Genomic DNA, 26,093 nt, shown 5'->3' with positions numbered 1-26,093 from the left:
CACGGCTCAGCGATCGTCGAGGGCGGCACCGCGGTGTTCGGCGAGACCCCACGCGGCGGCCGCGGCGAGCACGAAGAAGGCGGCGAAGATCACGAACAGCAGCGGCGCACCGCCCGCGGCCAGCAGCGGCGGGACGCTCAGCGGGGCGACGATCGAGGCGATACGCCCGACGCCGGCGGCCCAGCCCGCCCCCGTGCCGCGCAGCGACGTCGGGTAGGTCTCGGGCGTCACGGCGTACAGCGCGCCCCACGCGCCGAGATTGAAGAACGACAGGGCCATGCCCGTCGCGATGATCGCGCCCTCGCCGGACGCCGTGCCGAACAGGACCGCGGCGATCGCCGAGCCGGCGAGGAACACCGAGAGCGTCGCGCGGCGTCCCCACACTTCGATGAGCCACGCCGCGACGGCGTAGCCGGGCAGTTGAGCGAGGGTGATGATGAGCGTGAACCCGAAGGACTTCACGAGGTCGTATCCCTGGGCGAACAGGATCGTCGGGATCCAGATGAAGGCCCCGTAGTACGCGAAGTTGACGCAGAACCACACCGTCCACAGCGCGGCCGTGCGCACCCGGAGCTCGGCGGACCACAGCCTCGCGAGACGCTGACGCGCCGACGTCGCTGCCGGTGCGGGCGCCGCCGGGAGGGCCGGAGCAGCCGGCGCTGTGCGGTGCCGACGGCTCTCACCCAGCGCCGGCGAGGACTCGAACCCGGCCACGACCTCGGACGCTTCGGCGTCACGACCCCGCTGCGCGAGCCACCGCGGCGACTCGGGCAGCCCCCACCGCACGATCAGGGCGTACAGGGCGGGGATCGCCCCCAGCGCGAACGCCCACCGCCACCCGTCGGCCGAGGCGGGGATCACGAAGAACCCGATGAGCGCCGCCGCGGTCCACCCGATCGCCCAGAACGCCTCGAGGATCACGATGAGCCGCCCGCGCATGCGCGCCGGCGCCAGTTCGCTGACATAGGTGCTCGCCACCGGCAGCTCCGCGCCGAGCCCGAGACCGACCACGACACGCAGCGCGATGAGCGCCGCCACGCCGCCGGCGAGGGCGCTGGCGCCGGTGGCGAGGCCGTAGACGAGCAGGGTGAGGGCGAACACCGAGCGGCGTCCGAACCGGTCGGCCAGCAGGCCCCCGAGGCTCGCCCCGACCGCCATCCCCACGAAGCCCGCCGACGCGATCCACGACGCCTGCTCCCCCGTCAGCGACCACTGGGCGATGAGCGCCGTCAGCACGAACGAGACCAGCCCGACGTCCATCGCGTCCAGCGCCCATCCGAGCCCCGATCCGGTCAGCACCTTCAGGTGCCGACGCGTGAACGGGAGGGCGTCCAGGCGCGCGGCGACCGAGGCGTCCGGCGCGGTGGTGGCGGCATCCGTCATGCCTGAATGCTACTCAGGATGCCGCGAGCATCTCCCGCACCATCGGCGCGACCCGCGTGCCGTACAGCTCGATCGACCGCAGCATCCTGCCGTGCGAGAGGGTGCCGTTGGCGTACTTCAGGTCGAACCGCTCGGCCCCGAGCGTCTTCACCGTCTGCGCGATCTTCCGCGCCACCGTCTCGGGCGATCCGGCGTAGATCGCGCCCTCGGGACCGACGTCCTGCTGGAACTGCAGGCGGCTGTACGGCGGCCAGCCCCGCTCCGCGCCGATCGCGTTGCGGTTCGCCTCCATCGCGGGGTACAGCTCGTCCCACGCCTGGGCGTCGGTGTCGGCGATGTGTCCGGGTGAGTGCACGCCCACCGGCATCCGCTCGTGTCCGAAGGACTCGAGCGACCGGTGGTACAGGTCGACGTACGGGCGGAAGCGCGCCGCCGAGCCGCCGATGATCGCCAGCATGAGGCCGTAGCCGTATCGGGCCGTGCGCACGACAGACTCGGGTGATCCGCCGACCCCGACCCACGCGGTGATGCCGTGCTCCGTCTTCGGGTACACGTCGGCGGCATCCAGCGACGCGCGGGTCGTGCCCTGCCAGGTGACCGGCTGCTCGCGCAGCAGCTGCGAGAACAGGTCGAGCTTCTCCTCGAACAGCACGTCGTAGTCGCGCAGGTCGTAGCCGAACAGCGGGAACGACTCGATGAACGACCCGCGCCCGAGGATGACCTCGGCGCGCCCGCGCGAGATCGCGTCGAGCGTCGCGAACCGCTCGTACAGGCGCACGGGGTCGTCGCTGGAGAGCACCGTGACAGCCGTCCCGAGATGGATCCTCTCGGTGCGTGCCGCCGCTGCGGCCAGCACGATCTCGGGGCTGGACACCGCGAACTCGTGCCGGTGGTGTTCCCCGACCCCGAAGAACGACAGCCCTACTTCGTCGGCCACGACCGCCTGATCGACGATGTCCCGGATGGTCTGCGCGTCGCTGAGACGTTCGCCGTCCTCGCCGATCGTGATGTCGCCGAAGGTGTCGAGCCCGAGTTCTACTTCATGCATGTGAATGCAAACTCCGTCCCATCCCCCGGCATTCCCGCCTCCGTCGTGGACATCGACGGGCGATCTCAGCCCTGCGCGAGCGCCATGCGCAGGGTGTCGAGCCCGACACCGCCGAGGCGCAGCGCCCGCATGTGGAAGCGCTTGATGTCGAAGGCATCGCCCTCGCGCTCGGCGGTCTCGTCGCGGATCTGTTCCCAGATCCGCTGGCCGACCTTGTACGACGGTGCCTGTCCCGGCCAGCCGAGGTAGCGGTTGACCTCGAACTGGATGAACTCGTCCGACATGTTGACGTTGCGCCGCATGAACTCCAGCGCGAAGTCGGCGTCCCAGATGCCCTGCCCGTCGGGACGCGGCTTGCCGAGGTGCACGCCGATGTCGAGCACGACGCGCGCGGCGCGCATGCGCTGCCCGTCGAGCATGCCCAGCCGGTCGGCGGGGTCGTCGAGGTAGCCGAGCTGCTCCATGAGACGCTCGGCGTACAGCGCCCAACCCTCGGCGTGGCCGCTCGAGCCCGCCAGCAGCCGTCGCCACGAGTTCAGCTCGGCGCGGTTGTAGACCGCCTGCGCGATCTGCAGGTGGTGACCGGGAACGCCCTCGTGGTAGACGGTCGTGAGTTCGCGCCAGGTGTCGAACGAGTCGACGCCCTCCGGCACCGACCACCACATCCGGCCCGGGCGCGAGAAGTCGTCGGTCGGGCCGGTGTAGTAGATGCCGCCCTCGTTGGTCGGGGCGATCATGCACTCCAGGCGCCGGATCGGCTCGGGGATGTCGAAGTGCGTCTTCCCGAGTTCCGCGACGGCGCGGTCGCTCGTCGCCTGCATCCACTCCTGCAGCGCGACGGTGCCGTGGAGCTTGCGGCTCTCGTCGTTCTCGAGGAACGCCACAGCCTCTTCGACGGTCGCGCCCGGGAGGATCTCGTTCGCGATCGCCTCCTGCTCGGCGACCATGCGCGCGAGCTCCTCCAGGCCCCACTCGTACGTCTCGTCGAGGTCGATCTCGGCGCCGAGGAACACCCGCGAGTGCAGCTGATACAGCTCACGGCCCACGGCGTCGGTGGCGGATGCCGCGGGTGCGAGCTCGGTGCGCAGGAAGTCGGCCAGTTCGTCGTAGGCGACGCGTGCGGCGCCGGCGTGGTCGGCGAGCGTCTTCGCGAGCGACGCCGGCAGACCCCCCTCGGCGGGGGCCGCGTCGGCGGCGAACGTCGCGAAGAAGCCGTTGTCGGCGGTGTAGCGGGCGATCTGTCCGATCACCTCCGTCACCTGACGGCGCGCCGGGACGACACCGGTCGCGATCCCCTCCCGCAGCGTCTCGACGTACCCGCCGATCGCGGCGGGAACGGCGGCGAGACGGTCGGCGATGACCGACCAGTCCTCGATCGTGTCGGTCGGCATGAGGTCGAAGACGTTGCGCAGCTCCTGCGCGGGCGACGCGATGACGTTGACATCGCGCAGGTGCGCCCCGGCCTCGTGCAGCGCGATCTCGAGCTCGAGGTCGCCGGAGAGGTCGGCCTTCGTGACGAGGTCGACGTCGTCGACGGGCTCCGCCTCGCGCAGGGCGGCCAGCGCGGAGGTCGCCGCCGCAAGGCGCGCGGCGCGTCCGGCGGGTGACAGGTCGTCGAGCCGGTGGTTGTGCTCGAACCGGCCGATGTAGGTGGCGAGGCCCGGTGAGAGCTCCGCGGACGTGTCGACCCACGCCTCGGCGATCCGGTCGATCGGCGTGGGGGTGCGCTGGGTGTCGGTCATCCTTCGAGCCTAATCCCGCGCGGGCTGACACTCGGTGTCACCGGCTCAGTGACCGGCGACATCCCAGTTCTCGCCGCGGCCGATCTGCACGTCCAGGGGAACCGACAGCTCGGCGGCGTCGCCCATCCGGTCGTGGACGATCTGCTCCACGGCATCCCACTCTCCCGGCGCGACCTCCACGACGAGCTCGTCGTGGATCTGCAGCAGGATGCGCGAGCGCAGCTCGCGTCGGCGCAGCTCGTCGTGGATGCGGAACAGCGCGATCTTCATGATGTCGGCGGCGCTGCCCTGGATCGGCGCGTTCAGCGCCGCGCGTTCGGCGTTCTCGCGCAGCACGCGGTTGGGGCTGGCGAGGTCGGGGAACGGCCGCCGCCGCCCGAAGATCGTCTCGGTGTACCCGTCGATGCGGGCCTGGGCCACCGAGGAGCGCAGATAGTCGCGCACGGCGCCGAACCGGGCGAAGTACTCGGTCATCAGGAGCTTCGCCTCGGATTGTTCGATGCGCAGCTGCTTGGACAGGCCGAACGCGCTCAGACCGTAGACGAGACCGTAGCTCATCGCCTTGACCTTCGTCCGCATCGCCGGTGTGACGTCGGCCGGGTCGACGCCGAACACGCGGGCGCCGACGAAGCGGTGCAGGTCCTCGCCGGAGTTGAACGCCTCGATGAGTCCCGCGTCGCCGGACAGGTGCGCCATGATGCGCATCTCGATCTGCGAGTAGTCGGCCGTCAGCAGCGTGTCGTACCCCTCGCCGACCTCGAAGGCGGCGCGGATGCGGCGGGACTCCTCGTTGCGGATGGGGATGTTCTGCAGGTTGGGGTCGGTGCTCGACAGCCGGCCGGTCTGACTGCCGGTCTGGACGTACGTGGTGTGGATGCGCCCGTCCGCGCCGATGGCGCGGTCGTTGCCGATCGCGGTGTCGAGGGATTCGATGATCTGACGGAGCTTCGTGGCTTCGCGGTGCTGCAGCAGCAGATCGAGGAAGGGGTGCGGGTTCGACTCCTGCAGGTCCGCGAGGACCGCGGCATCCGTCGAGTACCCCGTCTTCGTCTTGCGCGTCTTCGGCAGTTCGAGCTGTTCGAAGAGCACCTCCTGCAGCTGCTTGGGCGACCCGAGGTTCACCTCGCGACCGATCTCCGCATACGCCAGCTGCGCGACGGCGTCGGCGCGGGCGCCCAGCTCGGCGGAGAAACCCGACAGCTTCTCGTGCGAGACGGCGACGCCGGCCAGCTCCATGTCGGCGAGGGTGTCGAGCGTCGGCAGTTCGATGTCGCTCAGCACCGCGGCGACGGATGCCGGCAGCTCGCCGCGCATGGCCTCGGTCACCCGCAGGATGTACCAGGACAGCTGACCGGGGGTCGCGCCCTCGGTCTCGGGGACGAGCTGGGTGGGGTCGGCCTCGGGCAGCTTCTCGTCCAGGTAGCGGTCGACGAGGTCGCCGAGGCGCTTGTCGGGGAAGCTCGGCCGCAGCAGCCAGCCCGCGAGGATCGGGTCGAAGACGAGCCCGCGCAGGCGCACGCCCGCCCGGCGGAGCGCCTTGACCTGCGGCTTCGCGTCGGCGAGAACCTTCGGACTCTCGCTCTCGAGCCACGGGCCGAGCGCTGCGGCGGTCTCCTCGCTCCATCGCGACTCCACTGCGGCGTCGGCGGTCGCCAGGCCGATGCGCGCCGGCATCCCTCCGTCGATGGTGACGGTGACGGCCACCTCGGTCTCGCCGGCCGCGGCGAGCCAGGCCGTGAGACCCGGCGCGTCGAGCTCGGTGGGCACGGGGGCCGCCACCGCCGGCGCGGCGCTCGCGGCCGCCGTCTCGGCGTCGACGCCGACCGCATCGAACACGCGCGGCAGCAGGGTGCGGAACTCGAGTCGGGCGAAGATGTCGCGCACCGCCTGCGCGTCGATCGGCTGCACGGCGAGGTCGGCGGGGCCGATGCCGAGATCCACGTCGCGCAGCAGCGCGTTCAGCGAGCGGTTGCGGCGCACGTCGTCGAGGTGCTCGCGCAGGTTCCCGCCGACCACGCCGGTGATCTTGTCGGCGTTGTCGAGCAGGGCGTCGAGGGAACCCCACTGCGTGATCCACTTGACGGCCGTCTTCTCACCCACCTTCGGCACGCCCGGCAGGTTGTCGCTCGTCTCCCCCACCAGCGCGGCGATGTCGGGGTAGTTCGCCGGCGGCAGGCCGTACTTCTCCACCACGGCATCGGGCGTGTAGCGCTTGAGCTGCGACACGCCCTGCACACTGGGGTACAGCAGAGTGACGTCATCGGTGACGAGCTGGATCGTGTCGCGGTCGCCCGAGCAGACGAGCACGTCGAACCCCTGCGCGGCGCCCTGCGTCGCGAGGGTCGCCAGGATGTCGTCGGCCTCGATGCCCTCCTGCGTCAGCACCGGGACGTTCATCGCGGCCAGGCACTCCTGCAGCAGCGGGATCTGTCCCTTGAACTCGGCGGGCGACTCCGACCGGTTCGCCTTGTACTCGGCGTACTGGTCGGTGCGGAACGAGTGCCGTGAGGTGTCGAAGGCGACCGCGAGATGAGTCGGCTGCTCGGCCTTGACGAGGTTGACGAACATCGACAGGAACCCGTAGATGCCGTTGGTGTGCTGGCCGTCCTTCGTCGTGAAATTGTCGACGGGAAGGGCGAAGAAGGCGCGATAGGCCAGCGAATGGCCGTCCACGACGAGGAGGGTAGGCTTTGCGGAGTCCGTCACCCTGCAAGCCTAGACGCGGGCGCGGACACACCCCCGAACCGAGCGCATCCCGAAGGTGGACGATGACCGCTGAGCACTCCCTCGCCGACGACGACGGAATGGACTGGATCCGCCGCCGCGGCATGGGCGCCCTCGCCGAGAAGATGGGCATCGAGTTCACCGAGTTCACGATCGACCGGGCGGTGGCCACGATGCCCGTCGAGGGCAACACCCAGCCGGTGGGGCTGCTGCACGGCGGGGCGTACGTCGTGCTCGGCGAGTCGCTGGGATCGATGGCCGCGAACCTCCACGCCGGCCCGGAGCGCCTGGCCGTGGGCGTCGACATCAACGCGACGCACACCCGCTCCGCGACGAGCGGCATCGTGACGGGCGTCTGCACGCCGGTGCACCTCGGCCGCAGCATGACCGTGCACGAGATCGCCGTCACCGACGATCAGGGGCGCCGGTGCTCGACGATCCGCATCACGAACATGATCAAGGACCGCTGAGCGCGTCCTGCGGGCGGATGCCGCCGGTCAGGACTTCTTGGGCGAGAGCTGCTCGATGATCGCCTTGGCGACGTCCTGCATGGTCAGGCGCCGGTCCATCGACGCCTTCTGGATCCAGCGGAACGCCTCGGGCTCGGACAGGCCCATCTTCTCGTTCAGCAGGCCCTTGGCCCGGTCGACGAGCTTGCGCGTCTCGAAGCGCTCGACCATGTCGGCGACCTCGGCCTCGAGCATGATGATCTGCTCGTAGCGGGCCAGGGCGATCTCGATCGCCGGCAGCAGGTCGTTCGGCGTGAAGGGCTTGACGACGTACGCGAGGGCGCCGGCTTCGCTCGCGCGCTCGACGAGCTCCTTCTGGCTGAATGCCGTCAGCAGCACGACGGGGGCGATGTGGCTCTTGCTGAGCTTCTCGGCCGCGCTGATGCCGTCCAGCACCGGCATCTTCACGTCCATGATGACGAGGTCCGGGCGCAGTTCGGTCGCCAGCGCCACGGCGGTCTCACCGTCACCGGCCTCTCCCACCACGTCGAACCCGTTGTCGCGGAGGATCTCCACGATGTCGAGGCGGATCAGCGACTCGTCCTCGGCGACGACGACGCGTCGCGGGGCCGATGCCGTGGAGGATGCCGGGGCCGTGCTCTGTTCCTGCTCAGTCACCTTTAGATCCTACGGTATGGTCAATCCCGGACGCGCGAGCAACCCTCGCGCGGGCCGGTGTGGCGGAATGGCAGACGCGACCGACTCAAACTCGGTTGCCCGAAAGGGCGTGTGGGTTCGACTCCCACCACCGGCACGAGCGTGACGAAACGCCGAAGGGCGGATGCGGGGTCTCCCCCGGCATCCGCCCTTCGTCCGCTGCGGCCGCTACTTCTCGGCCTGGTAGATCGGCGCCTTGCCGTGGGCGGCGTCGCCGATCTTGTGCACGCGGATGTCGTTGGTCGACCCGATGATTCCGGGAGGCGAACCCGAGATCACGACGACCTTGTCGCCTTCCTTCGCGAGTCCCTGGCCGAGGAAGAACTCGTCGACCTGGATGAACATGAGGTCCGTGTGCGCGACGTGCTCGACGAGCGTCGACTGCACGCCCCACGTGAGCGCCATACGACGGCGGATCGCGGGGTCGACCGCGAACGCCATCATCGGGATGCCCGGGCGCAGGCGCGACATGCGACGCGCTGTATCGCCCGACTCGGTGAAGATGCAGATGAACTTCGCCCCGACGAACTCGGCGACCTCGTTCGCGGCCAGCGTGATGATGCCACCCTGCGTGCGGGGCTTCGCGCTGATCGGGCGGATGCGCTCGAGGCCGTGGTCTTCCGTCGATTCGACGATGCGGGCCATCGTCTGGACCGTGATGACGGGGTACTCGCCGACACTCGTCTCGCCCGACAGCATGACCGCGTCCGTGCCGTCGAGGACGGCGTTGGCGACGTCGGACGCCTCAGCACGCGTAGGCACGGGGGAGTGGATCATCGACTCGAGCATCTGCGTCGCGACGATGACCGGCTTCGCCATGCGGCGGCAGAGCTCGACAGCCTCCTTCTGCACGATCGGGACGACTTCGAGCGGCAGTTCGACGGCGAGGTCGCCGCGGGCGACCATGATGCCGTCGAAGGCGTCGATGATCTCCTCGAGGTTGTCGACGGCCTGCGGCTTCTCGATCTTGGCGATGACGGGGACCTTGCGACCCTCCTCCGCCATGATCTCGTGCACGCGCGTGACGTCGGCGGCGTCGCGCACGAACGACAGCGCGATGAGGTCGGCGCCCGCCCGCAGGCCCCAGCGCAGGTCCGACTCATCCTTCTCGGACAGGGCGGGGACGCTGACGGCGACGCCGGGCAGGTTGATGCCCTTGTTGTTGGAGACGGTGCCGGCGACGACGACGTTGGTCGTGACGACCGGGCCGTCGACGCTCTCCACCTGAACGCGGACCTTGCCGTCGTCGATGAGCAGGAAGTCGCCCGGTGAGACATCGCCGGCGAGGCCCTTGAAGGTCGTGCCGACGAGGTCGCGCGTGCCGACGACATCCTCGGTCGTGATGCGGAACGTCTCGCCGACGGCGAGGTCGTGGGGGCCATCGGAGAACTTGCCGAGGCGGATCTTGGGGCCCTGCAGGTCGACGAGGATGGCGACGGCGCGGCCGGCGTCATCGGCGGCCTTGCGCACGTTGGCGAAGCGGATTTCGTGCTCCGCATAGGAGCCGTGGCTGAGGTTCATTCGGGTCACGTCGACACCGGCGTCGATGATCGCACGGATCATCTCATACGACTCGGTGGCGGGGCCCAGGGTGGCGACGATTTTCGCGCGTCTCACGTGCTGACTCTCCGGTCTGGATCGGTTGTTCGGGGTTGGCTTCAGCCTACGCGGGCTGCAGGCCGATCGCGACGTCCGACGGGCGGACCGGGGACGGCAGACTCGTGCGTCCCATGAGGTACTCGTCGACGGATGCCGCGGCCGCACGGCCCTCCGCGATCGCCCAGACGATCAGCGACTGACCGCGACCGGCGTCACCGGCCACGAACACGCCCGGGGCGGTGCTCTGGTAGTCCTCGCCGCGCTCCACGTTGCCGCGGCCCGTGAACACGGTACCCAGCTGGGTCTCCAGCTCGGAGCGCTCCGGGCCGGTAAAACCCATCGCGATGAGGATGAGGTCGGCGGGGATCTCGCGCTCGGTGCCGCTGCGGGGAACGCGGCGGCCGTCGGGCAGGTACTCGGTCTCCGCCACGCGCAGCGCGCGCACCTCGCCCGCCTCGTTGCCGAGGAACTCCACCGTCGAGGCGAGGTAGGTGCGCTCACCGCCCTCCTCGTGCGCCGAGGAGACCTCGAACACCGTCGGCATCATGGGCCACGGCTGGTGGTCGGGACGGCCCGCGGGGGGCTGCTTGCCGATCGCGAGGTTCGTCACGCTCAGCGCGCCCTGACGGTGGGCGGTGCCGATGCAGTCGGCGCCGGTGTCGCCGCCGCCGATGACGATGACGTGCTTGCCCTCGGCGTGGATCTGGTGGGGCACCTGGTCGCCGGCGACGGCCTTGTTCGACTCCACGAGGTACTCCATCGCGAAGTGCACGCCCGCGAGGTCGCGGCCGGGGATGGCGAGCTCGCGCGGCAGCGTCGCGCCGGTCGCGATGACGACGGCGTCGTAGCGCGCCCGCAGGTCGCTCCACGTGATGTCGACGCCGATCTCGACGCCGGCGCGGAAACGCGTTCCCTCGTCCTGCATCTGGCGCAGGCGCGACTCCAGGTGGCGCTTCTCCATCTTGAAGTCGGGGATGCCGTAGCGCAGCAGGCCGCCGATGCGATCGTCGCGCTCGAACACGGCGACGGTGTGGCCGGCGCGCGTCAGCTGCTGCGCGGCGGCGAGGCCGGCCGGGCCGGAGCCGACGACGGCGACGGTCTTGCCGGTCAGGCGCGCCGGCGGCTCGGGCTCGACCCAGCCGTTCGCGAACGCGTCGTCGATCGTCGAGACCTCGATCTGCTTGATCGTGACGGCGGGCTGGTTGATGCCCAACACGCACGCGCTCTCGCACGGCGCCGGGCACAGCCGCCCGGTGAACTCCGGGAAGTTGTTCGTCGCGTGCAGACGCTCGATCGCCGCGCGGCCCTCGCCGCGCCACATGAGGTCGTTCCACTCCGGGATGAGGTTGCCCAGCGGGCAGCCCTTGTGACAGAACGGGATGCCGCAGTCCATGCAGCGGCCGGCCTGGCGTCGGAGCACGGCCGAGTCGCCCGGCTCGTACACCTCTTTCCAGTCCATGATGCGCACGGGAACCGGCCGGCGCGCCGGGAGCTCGCGCTCGGTGGTCTTCAAGAAGCCCTTGGGGTCAGCCACCGGTCACCTCCAGGATGCGGGTCCAGACGATGTCGCTGTCGGGGTCGAGCCCCTCGGCGGCGGCGTCTTGTCGGGTCTGCAGCACCGCGGCGTAGTCGCGCGGCAGGACGCGGACGAAGTTCGCGGCCTCGGCCTCGAGATCGTCCAACAGTGCGGCGGCCAGCGCCGAATCGGTCTCGGCCACGTGGCGCTCGAGCAGGTCACGGAGGATCTCGACGTCTCCCGAGCCCATCTCGAGCAGTTCGAGCTCGCCGCTGGCCAGCGCCTCGCGGTTGACGAGGTCGCGGTCCAGCTTGTAGACGTAGGCGGCGCCGCCGGACATGCCAGCGCCGAGGTTGCGGCCGGTGGTGCCGAGAATCACGGCGAGACCGCCGGTCATGTACTCCAGGGCGTGGTCGCCGACGCCTTCGACGACCGCGGTGGCGCCGGAGTTGCGCACCAGGAACCGCTCCCCCACGACGCCGCGCAGGAACATGCTGCCCTGCGTCGCGCCGTAGCCGATGACGTTGCCGGCGATGACGTTCTGCGACGCGTCGAACGTCGCGTCCCGCGGCGGCCGCACGACGATCTCACCGCCGGAGAGACCCTTGCCGACGTAGTCGTTGGAGTCGCCCTCCAGCCGCAGGGTGATGCCCGCCGGCAGGAAGGCGCCGAAGGACTGTCCCGCTGAGCCGGTGAGGTTCACCTCGATGGTGCCCGAGGGCAGCCCGTGCTCGCCGTGAGCCAGGGTCACGTGGTGGCCGAGCATCGTGCCGACGGCACGCTCGGTGTTGCGGATCGGCAACGAGATCTCGAAGTGGCCGCCGTGGGCGATCACGTCCTGTGCGCGCTCGATGAGCTGCACGTCGAAGTGCTCGTCGAGTTCGTGGTCCTGATCGCGCACGTGACGACGCGGCACGTCGGGACCGAAGGCGGGACCGGTGAGGATCGGCGAGAGGTCGAGACCGCTCGCCTTCCAGTGCTCGATCGCGCCGTTCATGTCGAGCAGCTCGCTGTGGCCGATCGCCTCCTCGACGGAGCGGAACCCGAGTTCGGCGAGGTACTCGCGCACCTCCTGGGCGAGGAACTCCATGAAGTTGATGACGAACTCCGGCTTGCCGGTGAACCGGGCGCGCAGCACCGGGTTCTGCGTCGCGACGCCCACGGGGCACGTGTCGAGGTGGCAGACGCGCATCATGACGCAGCCCTCGACGACGAGCGCGGTCGTGGCGAAGCCGAACTCCTCCGCACCCAGCAGCGCCGCGATGACGACGTCGCGGCCGGTCTTGAGCTGGCCGTCGGCCTGCACCACGACACGATCGCGCATGTCGTTGAGCATGAGAGTCTGCTGCGTCTCGGCCAGGCCCAGCTCCCAGGGGGTGCCGGCGTGCTTGAGCGAGTTCAGCGGGCTCGCGCCGGTGCCGCCGTCGTGGCCGGAGACCAGGATGACGTCGGCAAGGGCCTTGGCCGTGCCCGCCGCGACCGCACCGATGCCCGACTGGCTCACGAGCTTCACGTGCACGCGGGCCTTCGGGTTCGCGCGCTTGAGGTCGAAGATCAGCTGCTTCAGGTCTTCGATCGAGTAGATGTCGTGGTGCGGCGGCGGCGAGATGAGACCCACGCCCGGGGTGCCGCCGCGGGTGCGGGCGATCCAGGGATACACCTTGCCGGGCGGCAGCTGCCCGCCCTCGCCGGGCTTGGCGCCCTGGGCGAGCTTGATCTGGATGTCGTCCGCGTGCGTCAGGTACATGCTCGTGACACCGAACCGGCCGGAGGCGACCTGCTTGATGGCGCTGCGCCGCTCCGGGTCGAGGAGGCGGTCGACGTCCTCGCCGCCCTCACCGGTGTTGGACTTCGCCCCGATCGCGTTCATCGCGATCGCGAGCGTCTCGTGCGCCTCTTTCGAGATCGAGCCGTAGCTCATCGCACCCGTCGAGAACCGCTTCACGATCGACGACACCGGTTCGACCTCGTCGATCGGCACCGGCGGGCGCTCCCCCGTCTTGAGGCGGAACATGCCGCGGAGGGTCTTCAGCTCGGCGGCCTGGTCGTCGACGAGCTTGGTGTACTCCCGGAAGATGTCGTAACGGCGCGACCGCGTCGCGTGCTGCAGCCGGAAGACGGTGTCGGGGTTGAACAGGTGCGGCGAGCCGTCGCGGCGCCACTGGTACTCGCCGCCGGTCCACAGTCGCTCGTGGGCGCGAGCGGCTTCGTCCTCGGGATACGCGTAGTCGTGCCGTGCCTGGTTCTCGGCGGCGATCTGACGGATGCCGATGCCGCCCAGCTTGGTCTCGGTACCCGTGAAGTACTTCGCCACGAACTCCTCGGACAGCCCGACCGCCTCGAAAACCTGAGAGCCGGCATACGACGACACCGTCGAGATCCCCATCTTCGACATGATCTTCAGCACGCCCTTGCCGAGCGCGTAGATCAGGTTCTTGACGGCCTTCTCGGGCGTGACGCCGGTGATGAAGCCGGTGCGCACCAGGTACTCGACGGTCTCCATGGCGAGGTAGGGGTTCACCGCGGAGGCGCCGTAGCCGATGAGGGTCGCGACATGGTGCACTTCGCGCACGTCGCCCGCCTCGACCACGAGCCCGACCTTCATCCGGTTCTCCTGGCGGATGAGGTGGTGGTGCACCGCGGAGAGCATGAGCAGCGACGGGATCGGGACGAGGTCCTTGTTGGAGTCGCGGTCGCTCAGGATGATGAACTCCGCGCCCTCCTCGATGGCGCGATCCACTTCGGCGCAGATCTGGTCGATCCGCTGCTCCATGGCATCCTCACCACGATCGAACGGGTACAGGCCGCGGATCGTGACCGACCGGCGGCCGGGCAGCGCCTTGTCGATGTTCTGGAGCTTCGCCAGCTCGTCGTTGTCGATGACGGGGAAGTCCAGCGTGATGGTGCGCGTGTGGTCCGGACCCCACGCCAGCAGGTTGCGCTCGGGGCCGAGACCCAGTGCGAGCGAGGTGACGACCTCTTCGCGGATGGAGTCCAGCGGCGGGTTGGTCACCTGGGCGAACTGCTGGACGAAGTAGTCGAACAGCAACCGCGGGCGCTCGCTCAGCACGGCGATCGGCGCGTCCGAGCCCATCGCACCCAGCGGCTCGGCGCCGGTCTGCCCCATCGGGGTGAGGAGGATCCGCACCTCCTCCTCGGTGTAGCCGAAGGTGCGCTGACGGCGGGTGATCGAGGCGATCGGGTGCACGATGTGCTCGCGCTCGGGCAGGTCCTTCAGGCGCACGCGCCCGGCATCCAGCCATTCCTGCCACGGCTGCAGGGCGGCGAGTTCGCGCTTGACCTCGTCGTCCTCGATGATGCGGCGCTGCGCGGTGTCGACGACGAACATGCGCCCAGGGCGCAGACGCCCCCGGCGCTTGATGCGCTCGGGCGCGAAGTCCAGCACACCGGTCTCCGACCCGATGACGACGAGGCCGTCGGTGGTCTCCGTCCACCGCCCCGGGCGCAGGCCGTTGCGGTCGAGCGTCGCGCCCACGAGCGTGCCGTCGGTGAAGATGAGGGCGGCCGGGCCGTCCCACGGTTCCATCTGCATGGAGTGGTACTCGTAGAACGCGCGCAGGTCCGGTGCGATGTCGGCCTGCTTCTCGTAGGCCTCCGGCACCATCATCATGATCGCGTGCGGCAGGCTGCGCCCGGTGAGGGTGAGCAGCTCCAGCACCTCGTCGAAGGATGCCGAGTCGCTCGCGCCCTCGGTGCAGATCGGCAGCAGCGGGCGGATGTCGCCCACGAGCTGGGATTCCAGCTGCGACTGGCGCGCGCGCATCCAGTTGCGGTTCGCGCCCACCGTGTTGATCTCACCGTTGTGGGCGAGCATGCGCAGCGGCTGCGCGAGCGGCCACGACGGGAAGGTGTTGGTGGAGTAGCGGGAGTGCACGACGGCCAGCTCGCTCTGGAAGCGCTCGTCCTGCAGGTCGGGGTAGAAGGGCTCGAGCTGCAGGGTGGTGACCATGCCCTTGTAGCCCAGGGTGCGCGAGCTGAGCGACACGAAGTAGGCGTCGTGCTCGCGGCGGGCGCGCTTGCGCAGGCGGTACACGCGACGGTCCAGCTCGATGCCGCTCAGGGCGGGCGCGTCGCCGACGGCGGGACGCGAGACGAACAGCTGCTCGAAGTGCGGGCGCGCCTCGAAGGCGAGCTTGCCGAGGTGCTGGTCCTCGGTGGGCACCTCGCGCCAGCCGAGCACCGTCAGGCCCTCGGCGGCGGCGATGCGCTCGACGCCGGCCTTGATCTCGGCGCGGGCCTCGTCGTCCAGCGGCAGGAAGGCCATGCCGGCGGCGTACTCCCCCACCGGCGGCAGGTCGAAGTCGACGACGGCGCGCAAGAACGCGTCGGGCATCTGCGTGAGGATGCCGGCGCCGTCACCCGTACCGGCATCCGACCCGATCGCACCGCGGTGCTCGAGGTTGCGCAGCGCCGTCAGAGCGAGCTCGACGATGTCATGCCCGGGCTCGCCGCGCAGGGTCGCCACCATCGCAAGGCCGCAGGCGTCCTTCTCGAAGGCGGGGTTGTACATGCCCTGCTTCGCGGGAAAGCCGGCGAGGGCTCGGTCGATCGAGGCCATTGCTACCGTCCTCATGGTCAAGCTGATCTGGGACGACGTCGGCCCGGTGATATCGCGGTGAGTGAAGTCCGCAGGGGATGTGCTGTCGGTTAGTTCGAGGCGACTGTGCTTGTGGCATCGTCCGCGACGGGTTCGCGCGTCGGGGGTGCGCTCACGTCCACGAACTCGTCGGTGTCCTGTGATTGTACAGCCCCGTCGGGCGTCCACTCGCGACCGCGCATGTACGGCGAGGGCTCGAGGCCGGGGTGACGGCGGGTCTGGACGATGAAGATCACGAGCCCCACGACGACGCCGGCGATCGCGGCCCACACGTTGGTGCGCAGTCCGAAGAACACTTCGCTCGGGTCGATGCGGATCGACTCCCACACGATGCGGCCGGCGCTGTACCAGATGAGGTACAGGGCGAACAGGCGCCCCCACTGCAGGCGGAAGCGGGTGCCGGCCCACAGCAGGAACAGCACGCCGAGGCTGTTCCAGATGGCTTCGTAGAGGAACGTCGGGTGGAACAGCGTCCCCGGGGGGAGGCCTTCGGGCCATGCCGCGTTCGGGTAGTCGATCTGAAGGCCCCAGGGGAGGTCAGTCGGAAGGCCGTACAGCTCCTGGTTGAACCAGTTGCCGAACCGTCCCATCGCCTGGGCGAGAAGGAGACCCGGCGCGAGGGCGTCGGCGAAGCTCCAGAAGCGGATGCCGGTCCACTTGCAGCCGAGCCACGCGCCGATCGCACCGCCGATGAGGGCGCCGAAGATCGCGATGCCGCCCTCCCAGATGTAGAAGATCGCCCAGATGTTCTTGCCCTCGCCGAAGTAGAAGCCCCAGTGGGTGACGACGTGGAAGATGCGCGCGCCGATGATGGCCAGGGGCACCGCCAGCAGGCAGATGTCGATGACGACCCACGGCTCCGCGCCGCGCTTGGTCAGGCGGTGGTTGGTGATCAGCGCCGCCACGACGATGCCGGCGAGGATGCACAGGGCGTAGAAGTGGATGAACGGCCCCCCGGGCCACAGGCTGAAGCCGTTGATGGGCGGGCTCGGGATGCTGGCGACGACGTTCACGGCGGGAGAAAGCACGAGGGGCAGTCTACTTCGCCGCGCCGCCCCGTCCGTTCCGGCGCCTGCCGGCGGTGAGCGCGCGTGCCTCGGCGGCCAGCGCCTCCACCCCGCCGTCGCGCAGGGCGCGGACGAGCGCGGTGCCGACGATCGCGCCGTCGGCGTACTCCAGCACGCCCGCCACCTGATCGGGCGTCGAGATGCCGATGCCGACACAGGCGTGCTCGACCCCGTGCGCGCGCAGGCGGGCGACGAGGGTGCGGGCCGCGGCATCCAACTCGGCGCGCTCACCGGTGATGCCCATGGTCGACACCGTGTAGACGAAGCCGGTCGAGCTCGCCGCGATCATCTGCAGGCGCTCGTCGGTCGACGTGGGCGCGGCGAGGAACACCCGGTCGAGGCCGGTGCGCTCGGATGCGGCGATCCAGTCGGCCGCGGCATCCGGAGTGATGTCGGGCGTGATCAGGCCCGCTCCCCCGGCGGCGAGGAGGTCGTCGGCGAACCGATCGACCCCGTACTGCATCACAGGGTTCCAGTACGTCATCACGAGGATCGGCACGTCGACCCGCGCCGCGATCGCGCGCACCGCGGTGAACGTGTCGCGCAGCCGGAAGCCGGCCGCGAGGGCGGCCTGCGTCGCCTCCTGGATGACCGCACCGTCCATAACCGGATCGGAATACGGCGGGCCGAGCTCGAGGATGTCGGCGCCGGCCTCAGCGAGGGCCACCGCCGCGTCGATGCTCGTCTGCAGGTCGGGGTACCCGATAGGCAGGTAGCCGACGAACGCGCCGCGGCCGGCGGCCTTCGCGGCGTCGATGGCGGCAGCGACCCGGCTCACAGCTCGATCCCTTCGCCCGAGGCAGCCTCATCATCGGGCGGCGTCTGCACCGGACGCTCCCCCTTGTCATAGAGCCCGAACCACGTCGCGGCGGTGTCCATGTCCTTGTCGCCTCGGCCCGACAGACTCACCGCGATGATCGCGTCGGGGCCGAGCTCGCGGCCGAGGCGCAACGCGCCCGCGAGCGCGTGCGCCGACTCGATCGCGGGGATGATGCCCTCGGTGCGGCTCAGCAGGCGCAGGGCGTCCATCGCCTCGGCATCCGTCGCCGGAATGTAGGACGCGCGGCCGATGTCGGCGAGCCACGCGTGCTCGGGGCCGACGCCCGGATAGTCCAGGCCCGCAGAGATGGAATGCGACTCGACGGTCTGGCCGTCCTCGTCCTGCAGCACGTACGTCTTCGCGCCGTGCAGCACGCCGGGGCGGCCGCGTTCGATGGATGCCGCGTGCTTGTCGGTGTCGACACCGTCGCCCGCCGCCTCCACGCCGTAGAGGGCCACGCCCTCGTCGTCGAGGAACGCGTCGAACATGCCGATCGCGTTCGACCCGCCGCCGACGCACGCGACGACCGCGTCGGGCAGGCGCCCGGTCTCCTCGAGCAGCTGCGCGCGCGCCTCTTCGGAGATGATCTTCTGGAAGTCGCGGACCATCGCAGGGAACGGGTGGGGGCCGGCCGCGGTGCCGAAGATGTAGTTCGTCGTCTCGACCGACGCGACCCAGTCGCGGTACGCCTCGTTGATCGCGTCCTTCAGCGTCCGCGAGCCGCTCGTGACGGGCACCACCTCGGCGCCGAGCAGCCGCATGCGGGCGACGTTGAGCGCCTGGCGCTCCGTGTCGACCTCGCCCATGTAGATCGTGCAGTCGAAGCCGAACAGTGCCGCGGCGGTCGCCGTGGCGACGCCGTGCTGGCCGGCGCCGGTCTCCGCGATGACGCGCGTCTTGCCGAGGCGCTTCGTGAGGAGGGCCTGGCCGATCACGTTGTTGATCTTGTGCGATCCGGTGTGATTGAGGTCCTCACGCTTGAGGAAGACGCGCGCGCCACCGGCGTGCTCGGCGAATCGCGGCACCTCGGTGAGCGCCGAGGGGCGCCCGGCGTACGAGTGCAGCAGGCTCTCGAACTCGGCCTGGAACGCCGGGTCGGCCTTCGCGGCCTCGTACTCCGCGGTCAGTTCGTCGATCGCGGCGATGAGGGACTCCGGCATGTACCGCCCGCCGAAATCGCCGAAGAAGGGGCCGTGCTGATCGCGCAGTCCGGTCATTTCGACGCGCTCCGCTCGTTCAGTAGGTCGCATCGTCCCGCCTCCAGAAATGCGTGCAAAGTGGTCACCGGGTCGCTCGTGACGAGCGCTTCGCCGACGAGGACGACGTCGGCGCCGGCGGCGCGGTAGTGCGCGACGTCGGCGGGCGCGAGCACGGCGGACTCGGCGATCTTCACGGCATCCGCCGGGAAGTGCTCCGCCAGCGAGCCGAACAGGTCCTTGTCGAGCTCGAAGGTCGACAGGTTCCGCGCGTTCACGCCGATGAGGCGCGCGCCGAGGTCGGATGCCCGGTCGAGCTCTTCGCGCGAGTGGGTCTCGACGAGTGGCGTCATGCCGAGGTCGGTGACGAGGGCGTAGAGCTCACGCAGCAACGGCTCCTCCAGCGCCGCCACGATGAGCAGGACGAGGTCGGCGCCGGATGCCCGCGCCTCGAGCACCTGGTACGGCGTGGCGATGAAGTCCTTGCGGAGGACCGGGACGCTCACGCGCGCCTTCACGGCTTCGAGATCGGCGAGCGACCCCTTGAACCGCCGTCCCTCGGTCAGCACCGAGATGGCGGACGCACCGCCCTGCTCATACAGCGCGGCCTGGTGGGCGGGGTCGGGGATCGCCGCGAGGTCTCCCCGCGACGGGCTCGCCCGCTTGACCTCTGCGATGATCTTGACGCGGTCGGCGGGCGCGAGGGCGGCGAGGGCGTCGAGCGCGGGAGACTGCGCGAGCGCAGCGCGTTCCACGTCGGCCAGGGGCCGAGTGGTGGCGCGGGCCTCGGCATCCTCCACCGCGCCGGCGGTGAGGCCTGCCAGCATGATCAGTGCTGCTTCGGCTTGTACTTGTCGCCGTAGGCGCCGTAGCCGGCCTTGGCCAGCGCCCAGCCCACGATGGCACCGACGATGAGAAGCCCGGCCGAGGCCCAGACGAGCACGGGCATGTCGAGGACGAAGAACAGCGTGCCGAGCGTGACCGCCACGAGCATGATGACGACGGCCGTCCAGGCAGCCGGCGAGTGTCCGTGGCCGGGGTCGTCGATGCTGTTGCTCATGGTTCTCCCTCGTGAGGCTTCGGGCGCGTCGGTGTCAGTCTAGCGGGCGGTGGGATCGTCCCCGTGCGACAGGTCGTCCCACGAATCGATCGCGTGGTCCCGTGACGCATCGTGCGGACGGGGGCTGGAGGCCGCGGTCGCCGTCCGGTCGGCGTCGGTGCGGTAGCGGCGGCCCGCGCCCCGCCAGGTGTGCGCCGTCGCGAGGGTGAGAACGCCCCCGACGGCGACCAGCGCGCCGGCGACGACGGTGAGCCATGGCCACGCGGTGCCGTCGATCGTCTGCACGAGACTCGCGACCGCGTCAGGCCCCGACAGGCCGGTGGCCTCGGTCACGGCGGAGGCGACGGCGTCGAGCGGATGGGTGGTGGCGACGCCCCAGGCGCCCACGACCAGCGTGCCGCCGATCGCGGCGGCGAGCACGCCGAACACGTAGCGCAGCACACGCCCGACGACGGTGAGGGCGAGGCCCAGCGCGAGGGCGGCCAGGCTGAAGGGGGCCAGCAGCGTCAGCGCCGAAGCGCCGGGCACGGCGAGGGCGGCCGTCGCGCCCGCGCTGAGCGTCACCTCCAGCCAGGTCTGCGTCGACGAGATGATCGCGACCGCTCCCCCGGTGATGATCGCGAGCACGGCCAGCATCCGCGCCCGTGCGATCACGGTGTCGCCTCGGATCCGTCCGCGGCGTCCGCCGGGGCCTGCCCCGTCGCGGGGGCGTGCCCCGTCGCGGGGGCGTGCCCCGTCGCCGGGCTCAGATCGTCGGCGTCGAAGCACGTGTGGTCGCCCGTGTGGCACGCGGCGCCGATCTGCTCGACCGCGATGAGCAGCGCGTCGCCGTCGCAGTCCAGGCGCGCGCCGCGCACGTACTGCGCGTGCCCCGAGGTGTCGCCCTTGCGCCAGTACTCCTGACGCGAGCGCGACCAGAACGTCACGCGGCCCTCCGTGAGCGTGCGGCGCAATGCCTCGGCATCCATCCAACCGAGCATCAGCACCTCGCCGGTGTCGTGCTGCTGGATGATCGCCGGGGCGAGTCCGTCGGCGTTGAAGGCGACGCGGGCGATGCGCTCGTCCACGGAAGTCATCGCCGCACCTCGATGCCGTCGGCGACGAGCGCGTCCTTGACGTCGCCGATGCTGAGCTGCCCGGAGTGGAAGACGGATGCCGCGAGCACCGCATCGGCGCCGGCGCGCAGCGCGGGAGCGAAGTCGGTGACCGCACCGGCGCCGCCGGAGGCGATCACGGGCACGCTCGACAGCTCCCGCATGAGGCCGACGAGCTCGAGGTCGAACCCGTCCTTCGTGCCGTCGGCATCGATGGAGTTCACGAGCAGCTCGCCGACACCGCGGTCGATGGCCTCCCGCGCCCAGTCCAACGCGTCGAGATCGGTGGCGGTGCGACCGCCGTGAGTCGTCACGACGAAGCCCGATCGCGTGCCGGCGGCGCGCTTGACGTCGAGCGAGAGCACAAGCACCTGGGAGCCGAAGCGGTCGGCGATCTCGTCGATGAGTGCGGGGCGGGCGATGGCCGCGGAGTTCACCCCGACCTTGTCCGCGCCGACGGCCAGGAGCCGTGCGACGTCGTCGGTGCTGCGGACGCCCCCGCCGACGGTGAGCGGGATGAAGACCTCTTCCGCGGTGCGCCGCACCACGTCGTAGGTCGTGGCGCGCTCATCGACGGTCGCGGTGACGTCGAGGAGGGTCAGCTCATCGGCGCCCTGCGCGTAGTACAGCGCGGCCAGCTCGACCGGATCGCCCATGTCGCGCAGGTTCTCGAAGTTGACGCCCTTGACGACGCGGCCCGCCGCGACGTCGAGACACGGGATGACCCGGCAGGCGAGGGTCATCACAGCCTCGCGTTGTGGATGGGCGTCACGAGGATCGCGCGCGCGCCGATCGCGTACAGCGCGTCCATGACCTGGTTGACGGTCCCCCGCGGGCTCATGATGCGCACTGCGACCCAGGCCGGGTCGCGCAGCGGCGAGATCGTCGGGGACTCGATGCCGGGCGCGAGCGCGACGGCCTCGTCGACGAGATGCGCCGGCAGGTCGTAGTCGATGAGCACGTAGCGGCGGGCGACCATGACGCCGCGCAGGCGCCGCAGCAGCGTCTCGGTGCCGTCCGCCTCGACGGGAGCGCCGATCAGCACGGCCTCGGACTCCAGGAGCACCGGGCCGAAGATCTCGAGCCCGGCCTGCCGGAGGGTCGTTCCGGTGGAGACGACGTCGGCGACGGCGTCGGCGACGCCCAGCTGCACGGCGGACTCCACGGCGCCGTCCAGCGGCACGAGGTCGACGGCGACGCCCTGCTCGTCGAGGAAGCCGTCGACGAGCCCCGGGTAGGCCGTCGCGACCCGCAGCCCCTCCAGGTCGGCGACCGTGGTGAAGAGTCCGGGCGGACCGGCGAAGCGGAACGTCGAACCGCCGAAGCCGAGCTGCTCGATCTCGCGCGCCCCCGGCATCCGCGCATCGAGGAGCAGGTCGCGGCCGGTGATGCCGACGTCGAGCGCGCCGGAGCCGACGTAGGTCGCGATGTCCTTCGGGCGCAGGTAGAAGAACTCGACCTCGTTCACCGGGTCGATGACGTGGAGGTCCTTCGGGTCGCGGCGGCCGGTGTAGCCGGCCTCCGCGAGCATCTCGGCGGCGGTGTCGGCGAGCGACCCCTTGTTCGGCACGGCGATTCGCAGCATGTCCGTCGGCATTTCGGTGAGCGGGCTTTCGGTGTCTGGGATGTCAGTCGGAGCGGAGGAGGCCTGCTCAGAGATGTCGGTACACGTCCTCGAGCGACAGCCCCTTGGCCAGCATGAGCACCTGCAGGTGGTACAGCAGCTGCGAGATCTCCTCGGCCGTCTCGGCGTCGGACTGGTATTCGGCGGCCATCCAGACCTCTGCCGCCTCTTCGACGATCTTCTTGCCGATGGCGTGCACGCCGCGGTCCAGCTGCGCGACGGTGCCGGATTCTTCGGGGCGTGCGGCTGCGGTCGCGGTCAACTCCGCGAACAGCGCATCGAACGTCTTCACCCTGACAGGCTACCGGTCCGCGCGGGCGCGGTGCGCCGCGCCGGGTTCAGTGGCGGTGCGCGGAGCCGGCGAGGCTGCGCAGCGCCTCGATCGCACGCGCGGGGTCGTCGGCGCCGAAGACGGCGGAGCCGGCGACGAACGTGTCGGCTCCGGCCTCGGCGGCCTGCGCGATCGTCGACTCGGAGATGCCGCCGTCGACCTGCAGCCACACCTGCGAGCCGCGTCGGCGGGCCTCATCGTGCAGCCGGGCGAGCTTGGGCATCTGATCGGCCATGAACGACTGACCGCCGAAGCCCGGCTCCACGGTCATCACGAGGATCTGGTCGAACTCGTCGAGCACGTCGTAGAGCCCCTCGACGCCGGTTGCGGGCTTGACGGCGACACCGGCGCGGGCGCCGATCTGCCGCAGCCGCCGGGCGAGGCTGACCGGATCGGTGGCCGCCTCGAGATGGAAGGTGACGGATGCCGCGCCGAGCTCGGCATAGCCGGGGGCCCACCTGTCGGCATCCGTGATCATGAGGTGCACATCCAACGGAACGGGGCTCGTGGCCTGGATCCGCTCGACCATCTGCGGGCCGAAGGTGAGGTTCGGCACGAAGTGGTTGTCCATCACGTCGACGTGCACGAAGTCGGCGGCGGCGATGCGGCCGACTTCGGCCTGCATGTTCACGAAGTCGGCGGCCAGGACGCTGGGGTTGATGCGGATGCTGTCGGGCACCAGTCCACCCTACGCGGTGCCCGCGGAGTCCCTCCTCGATGCCCATGCGATGCGCGGCGCCTCAGGTCAGCGGCGGCGCAGCAGCGAGATCGACATGGCGTCGGTGCCGTGGCGGTGGGGCCACAGCTGCGCGCGTCCGGACCCGTCCGCGGGGGCGGCGAGGTCGATGGGGGCGCTGCTGAGCGCGGCCACGACGGCGCGGGCGTCGAGCTCTTCCACGCGATCGCCGAGGGTGCGCAGCGCCTCCGAGACGACCGCGGCGGTCTCGGCCAGATGCGGTGAGCACGTGACGTAGGCGACGATCCCGCCCGGCGTGAGCGCGTCGAACGCCGCCGCGAGCAGCTCGGCCTGCAGCGCCGCGAGCTCGGGCACGTCGGCGGGCTGCTTCCGCCACCGCGCCTCTGGGCGGCGGCGCAGGGCGCCGAGGCCGGTGCACGGCGCGTCGACGAGGATGCGGTCGTACCGGCCGTGCGCCGCGCGGGTGCGGCCGTCCTCCTCCGACACCGGCACGGGCAGCGGTATCGCGGCGACGGAGTCGCGGACGAGCCCCGCGCGGGCCGGCGACAGCTCGTTGGCCTCCAGGCTCGCGCCGTGGGCGAGCGCCTCGGCGGCGAGCACGGCGGTCTTGCCGCCCGGGGCGGCGCAGAGGTCGAGCCACTTCTCCCCCGCACGCACCGGCACCGCGCGTGCGAGGGCGAGCGCCGCGAGCTGCGACCCCTCGTCCTGCACGCGCACGAGGCCGCCGGATGCCGCGACGACGCTCGCGGGGTCGCCTCCGGCGGAGCGGAAGCCGATCGGCGAGTACGGCGTCGCCGTCGCCTCCGCGGGCCGCTCGGCGAGCCCGGGCAGGGCGGCGAGGGTGACCACCGGGGCGGTGGTGTCGGCGTCGAGCAGCGCGTCCAGCTCATCGGCGCGGCCTTCCGCGGCGAGGGCGCGACGGAACGCCCGGATCACCCACACCGGATGCGCGTACCGGACCGCGAGGCGTTCGTCGTCCGACCGCGCGGCGGCGGCGAGACGCTCGTCCCACTCCCCGGGCGTCCGCTCCGACACGCGTCGCAGCACGGCGTTGGCGAAGCCGGCGGCGGCTTTGCCTGCGGCCTGGCGCACCTGGCGGACGGTCTCGTTGACGGCCGCGTGCGACGGGGTGCGCATCGCGACCAGCTGATGCACACCCAGTCGCAGCGCGTCGAGCACCGGCGGGTCGATCGCCGTGACGGGCCGGCCCGCGGCATCCGCGATGATCGCGTCGTACGTGCCCTCGCGCCGGAGGGTGCCGTAGGTGAGCTCCGTCGCCAGGCCCGCATCGGCGGAGGTGAGCCCCGCGCGGGCGATGGTGCTCGGGAGCAGGAGGTTCGCGTACGCGTCGGACTCGTGGACGGCGCGCAGCACGTCGTACGCGACCCAGCGCGCCGACCGTCCGGATGCCGGGACGGACCCGGTCGGCGCGGTCACGACGCCTTCTCCGCGGACGTGGCGGGCACCTCGACGCGCGGGTCGGTCGTGCGCAGACCCCGCCACCAGTCCGCCGCAGCCATCGGACCCTTGCCGGCCGGCTGCACGGTCTTCAGCAGCACACTGGTCCCGTCCCCCGCTCCCATGACGACGTCGCGCCCGAGGAGGGCGAGGGCTCCGGGTGCCAGGTCCGCATCGGGTCCGCGGAGGGCGGCGAGCACCTTCAGGCGTGCGCCGTCGAGCGTGACGTGCGCCCCCGGCTCGGGCGTCGTGCCGCGGAAGCGGTTCAGCACGTCGTCCGCCGGGCGCGACAGGTCCAGCGCGCCGTCGGCGATCGACAGCTTCGGAGCGAGTGTGGCCTCGCCCTCCTGCGGCACGGCGCGGGCGGTGCCGCGGGCGATCTCGTCCACGACCCGGACGAGCAGGTCCGCCCCGCGGTCGGCGAGGTCGGCCAGGACGTCACCGGCGGTCGCGCCGCGCGGCACGTCGTAGCGCAGCTCGCCGAACACGTCGCCGGCATCGAGCGCGGGAACCAGCTGGAACACACTCGCGCCGCTGACGCGGTCGCCGGCGATGAGGGCGTGCTGCACGGGCGCGGCGCCGCGCCAGCGCGGCAGCAGCGAGAAGTGCAGGTTGATCCAGCCGTGGCGGGGCACCGACAGCAACGGTTCCCGCACGAGCCCGCCGTAGGCGACGATGACCCCGAGGTCAGGTTCGAGCGCGGCCACGGCTGCGGTCGCGTCGTCGCCGAGCCGGTCGGCCTTCACGATCGGGACGGCGAGCCCCGTCGCCGCCGTCGCCACCGGCGAGGGAGTCAGCACGCGCTTGCGGCCGAGCGGGGCGTCGGTGCGGGTGACGACGCCGACGAGGTCGTGGTCGCTCTGCGCGATCGCCGTCAGCGACGGCACCGCGGGGTCGGGGGTGCCGGCGAAGACGATGCGCATGGGTCTCCTCGGGAGGTCGGTCGAAGC

General features: G+C 70.9%; 22 protein-coding genes and 1 tRNA gene. 2 read left to right on the top strand and 21 right to left on the bottom strand.

Features of this window, described 5'->3' with window-relative positions:
• Positions 1–6: 6 nt before the first annotated feature.
• The 4 genes from JOD60_RS12445 to polA all read right to left on the bottom strand — a co-directional run bounded on the left by JOD60_RS12445 (position 7) and on the right by polA (position 6,879).
• Positions 7–1,383, bottom strand: a complete 1,377-nt coding sequence (locus JOD60_RS12445; RefSeq protein ID WP_076690897.1) for an MFS transporter — start codon at positions 1,381–1,383, stop codon at positions 7–9.
• Positions 1,384–1,396: 13 nt separating this feature from the next.
• On the bottom strand, positions 1,397–2,431 hold the full coding sequence (locus JOD60_RS12440; RefSeq protein ID WP_076690895.1) for an LLM class flavin-dependent oxidoreductase: 1,035 nt from the start codon (positions 2,429–2,431) through the stop codon (positions 1,397–1,399).
• A gap of 65 nt (positions 2,432–2,496) precedes the next feature.
• Positions 2,497–4,173 (bottom strand): DUF885 domain-containing protein, encoded by a 1,677-nt coding sequence (locus JOD60_RS12435; protein ID WP_076690893.1) that lies wholly within the window; start codon positions 4,171–4,173, stop codon positions 2,497–2,499.
• A gap of 45 nt (positions 4,174–4,218) precedes the next feature.
• Entirely contained in the window at positions 4,219–6,879 is a 2,661-nt protein-coding gene (polA, locus tag JOD60_RS12430) for a DNA polymerase I (RefSeq protein WP_076690892.1), read from the bottom strand.
• Between the two features lie 62 nt (positions 6,880–6,941).
• On the opposite strand from polA, the gene JOD60_RS12425 reads away from it, so the two are divergent.
• On the top strand, positions 6,942–7,367 hold the full coding sequence (locus tag JOD60_RS12425; RefSeq protein WP_076690891.1) for a hotdog fold thioesterase: 426 nt from the start codon (positions 6,942–6,944) through the stop codon (positions 7,365–7,367).
• A gap of 27 nt (positions 7,368–7,394) precedes the next feature.
• Here JOD60_RS12425 and JOD60_RS12420 read toward each other — a convergent pair whose 3' ends face one another.
• Positions 7,395–8,024 carry an ANTAR domain-containing response regulator gene (locus tag JOD60_RS12420; RefSeq protein ID WP_076690890.1) on the bottom strand — a complete coding sequence of 210 codons (630 nt, stop codon included), beginning with the start codon at positions 8,022–8,024 and terminating at the stop codon, positions 7,395–7,397.
• A gap of 53 nt (positions 8,025–8,077) precedes the next feature.
• On the opposite strand from JOD60_RS12420, the gene JOD60_RS12415 reads away from it, so the two are divergent.
• A tRNA-Leu gene (locus JOD60_RS12415) sits at positions 8,078–8,160 on the top strand.
• Positions 8,161–8,231: 71 nt separating this feature from the next.
• Here the strand turns inward: JOD60_RS12415 and pyk are convergent.
• The 16 genes from pyk to fmt form a co-directional block, all read right to left on the bottom strand.
• Complete coding sequence (gene pyk / locus JOD60_RS12410; protein ID WP_076690889.1) at positions 8,232–9,680, bottom strand: pyruvate kinase; 1,449 nt, start codon at positions 9,678–9,680, stop codon at positions 8,232–8,234.
• A 46-nt stretch (positions 9,681–9,726) separates the two neighbouring features.
• The gene (locus JOD60_RS12405; protein ID WP_076690888.1) at positions 9,727–11,196 is read right to left on the bottom strand and encodes a glutamate synthase subunit beta; all 1,470 of its coding nucleotides are present in this window, start codon (positions 11,194–11,196) and stop codon (positions 9,727–9,729) included.
• Positions 11,189–15,757, bottom strand: a complete 4,569-nt coding sequence (gltB, locus tag JOD60_RS12400; RefSeq protein ID WP_076690887.1) for a glutamate synthase large subunit — start codon at positions 15,755–15,757, stop codon at positions 11,189–11,191. The genes JOD60_RS12405 and gltB overlap by 8 nt, the downstream gene beginning before the upstream one ends.
• A gap of 89 nt (positions 15,758–15,846) precedes the next feature.
• The gene (gene lgt, locus JOD60_RS12395) at positions 15,847–16,833 is read right to left on the bottom strand and encodes a prolipoprotein diacylglyceryl transferase (protein ID WP_239542453.1); all 987 of its coding nucleotides are present in this window, start codon (positions 16,831–16,833) and stop codon (positions 15,847–15,849) included.
• Position 16,834: 1 nt separating this feature from the next.
• The gene (gene trpA, locus JOD60_RS12390; protein ID WP_076690885.1) at positions 16,835–17,641 is read right to left on the bottom strand and encodes a tryptophan synthase subunit alpha; all 807 of its coding nucleotides are present in this window, start codon (positions 17,639–17,641) and stop codon (positions 16,835–16,837) included.
• On the bottom strand, positions 17,638–18,900 hold the full coding sequence (gene trpB / locus JOD60_RS12385) for a tryptophan synthase subunit beta (RefSeq protein WP_076690884.1): 1,263 nt from the start codon (positions 18,898–18,900) through the stop codon (positions 17,638–17,640). Before trpB ends, trpA begins: the two co-directional genes overlap by 4 nt.
• Complete coding sequence (gene trpC / locus JOD60_RS12380; protein WP_076690883.1) at positions 18,897–19,706, bottom strand: indole-3-glycerol phosphate synthase TrpC; 810 nt, start codon at positions 19,704–19,706, stop codon at positions 18,897–18,899. The genes trpB and trpC overlap by 4 nt, the downstream gene beginning before the upstream one ends.
• 2 nt (positions 19,707–19,708) lie before the next feature.
• Entirely contained in the window at positions 19,709–19,939 is a 231-nt protein-coding gene (locus JOD60_RS12375) for a DUF6704 family protein (protein WP_076690882.1), read from the bottom strand.
• 39 nt (positions 19,940–19,978) lie between these two features.
• Positions 19,979–20,593, bottom strand: coding sequence for a Trp biosynthesis-associated membrane protein (locus tag JOD60_RS12370; protein ID WP_076690881.1), 615 nt, complete (start codon positions 20,591–20,593; stop codon positions 19,979–19,981).
• Positions 20,590–21,015 carry a phosphoribosyl-AMP cyclohydrolase gene (gene hisI / locus JOD60_RS12365; RefSeq protein ID WP_084202003.1) on the bottom strand — a complete coding sequence of 142 codons (426 nt, stop codon included), beginning with the start codon at positions 21,013–21,015 and terminating at the stop codon, positions 20,590–20,592. Before hisI ends, JOD60_RS12370 begins: the two co-directional genes overlap by 4 nt.
• Complete coding sequence (hisF, locus tag JOD60_RS12360; protein WP_076690880.1) at positions 21,012–21,776, bottom strand: imidazole glycerol phosphate synthase subunit HisF; 765 nt, start codon at positions 21,774–21,776, stop codon at positions 21,012–21,014. The genes hisI and hisF overlap by 4 nt, the downstream gene beginning before the upstream one ends.
• Positions 21,776–22,618, bottom strand: a complete 843-nt coding sequence (gene hisG, locus JOD60_RS12355; RefSeq protein WP_076692207.1) for an ATP phosphoribosyltransferase — start codon at positions 22,616–22,618, stop codon at positions 21,776–21,778. The genes hisF and hisG overlap by 1 nt, the downstream gene beginning before the upstream one ends.
• Before the next feature lie 67 nt (positions 22,619–22,685).
• Positions 22,686–22,949, bottom strand: a complete 264-nt coding sequence (locus JOD60_RS12350; protein ID WP_076690879.1) for a phosphoribosyl-ATP diphosphatase — start codon at positions 22,947–22,949, stop codon at positions 22,686–22,688.
• Positions 22,950–22,995: 46 nt separating this feature from the next.
• Positions 22,996–23,670, bottom strand: a complete 675-nt coding sequence (gene rpe / locus JOD60_RS12345; protein WP_076690878.1) for a ribulose-phosphate 3-epimerase — start codon at positions 23,668–23,670, stop codon at positions 22,996–22,998.
• A gap of 63 nt (positions 23,671–23,733) precedes the next feature.
• Positions 23,734–25,122: an RsmB/NOP family class I SAM-dependent RNA methyltransferase gene (locus JOD60_RS12340; protein ID WP_076690877.1), complete on the bottom strand. Its 1,389-nt coding sequence runs from the start codon at positions 25,120–25,122 to the stop codon at positions 23,734–23,736.
• Entirely contained in the window at positions 25,119–26,066 is a 948-nt protein-coding gene (gene fmt / locus JOD60_RS12335; RefSeq protein ID WP_076690876.1) for a methionyl-tRNA formyltransferase, read from the bottom strand. The genes JOD60_RS12340 and fmt overlap by 4 nt, the downstream gene beginning before the upstream one ends.
• Positions 26,067–26,093: the final 27 nt, after the last annotated feature.

It is taken from the genome of Microbacterium aurum, assembly GCF_016907815.1.
In the GTDB taxonomy this organism is placed as follows: domain Bacteria; phylum Actinomycetota; class Actinomycetes; order Actinomycetales; family Microbacteriaceae; genus Microbacterium; species Microbacterium aurum.
The sequence above is the reverse complement of the archived record's forward strand: the minus strand, read 5'-3'. Positions and strand labels throughout refer to the sequence as shown.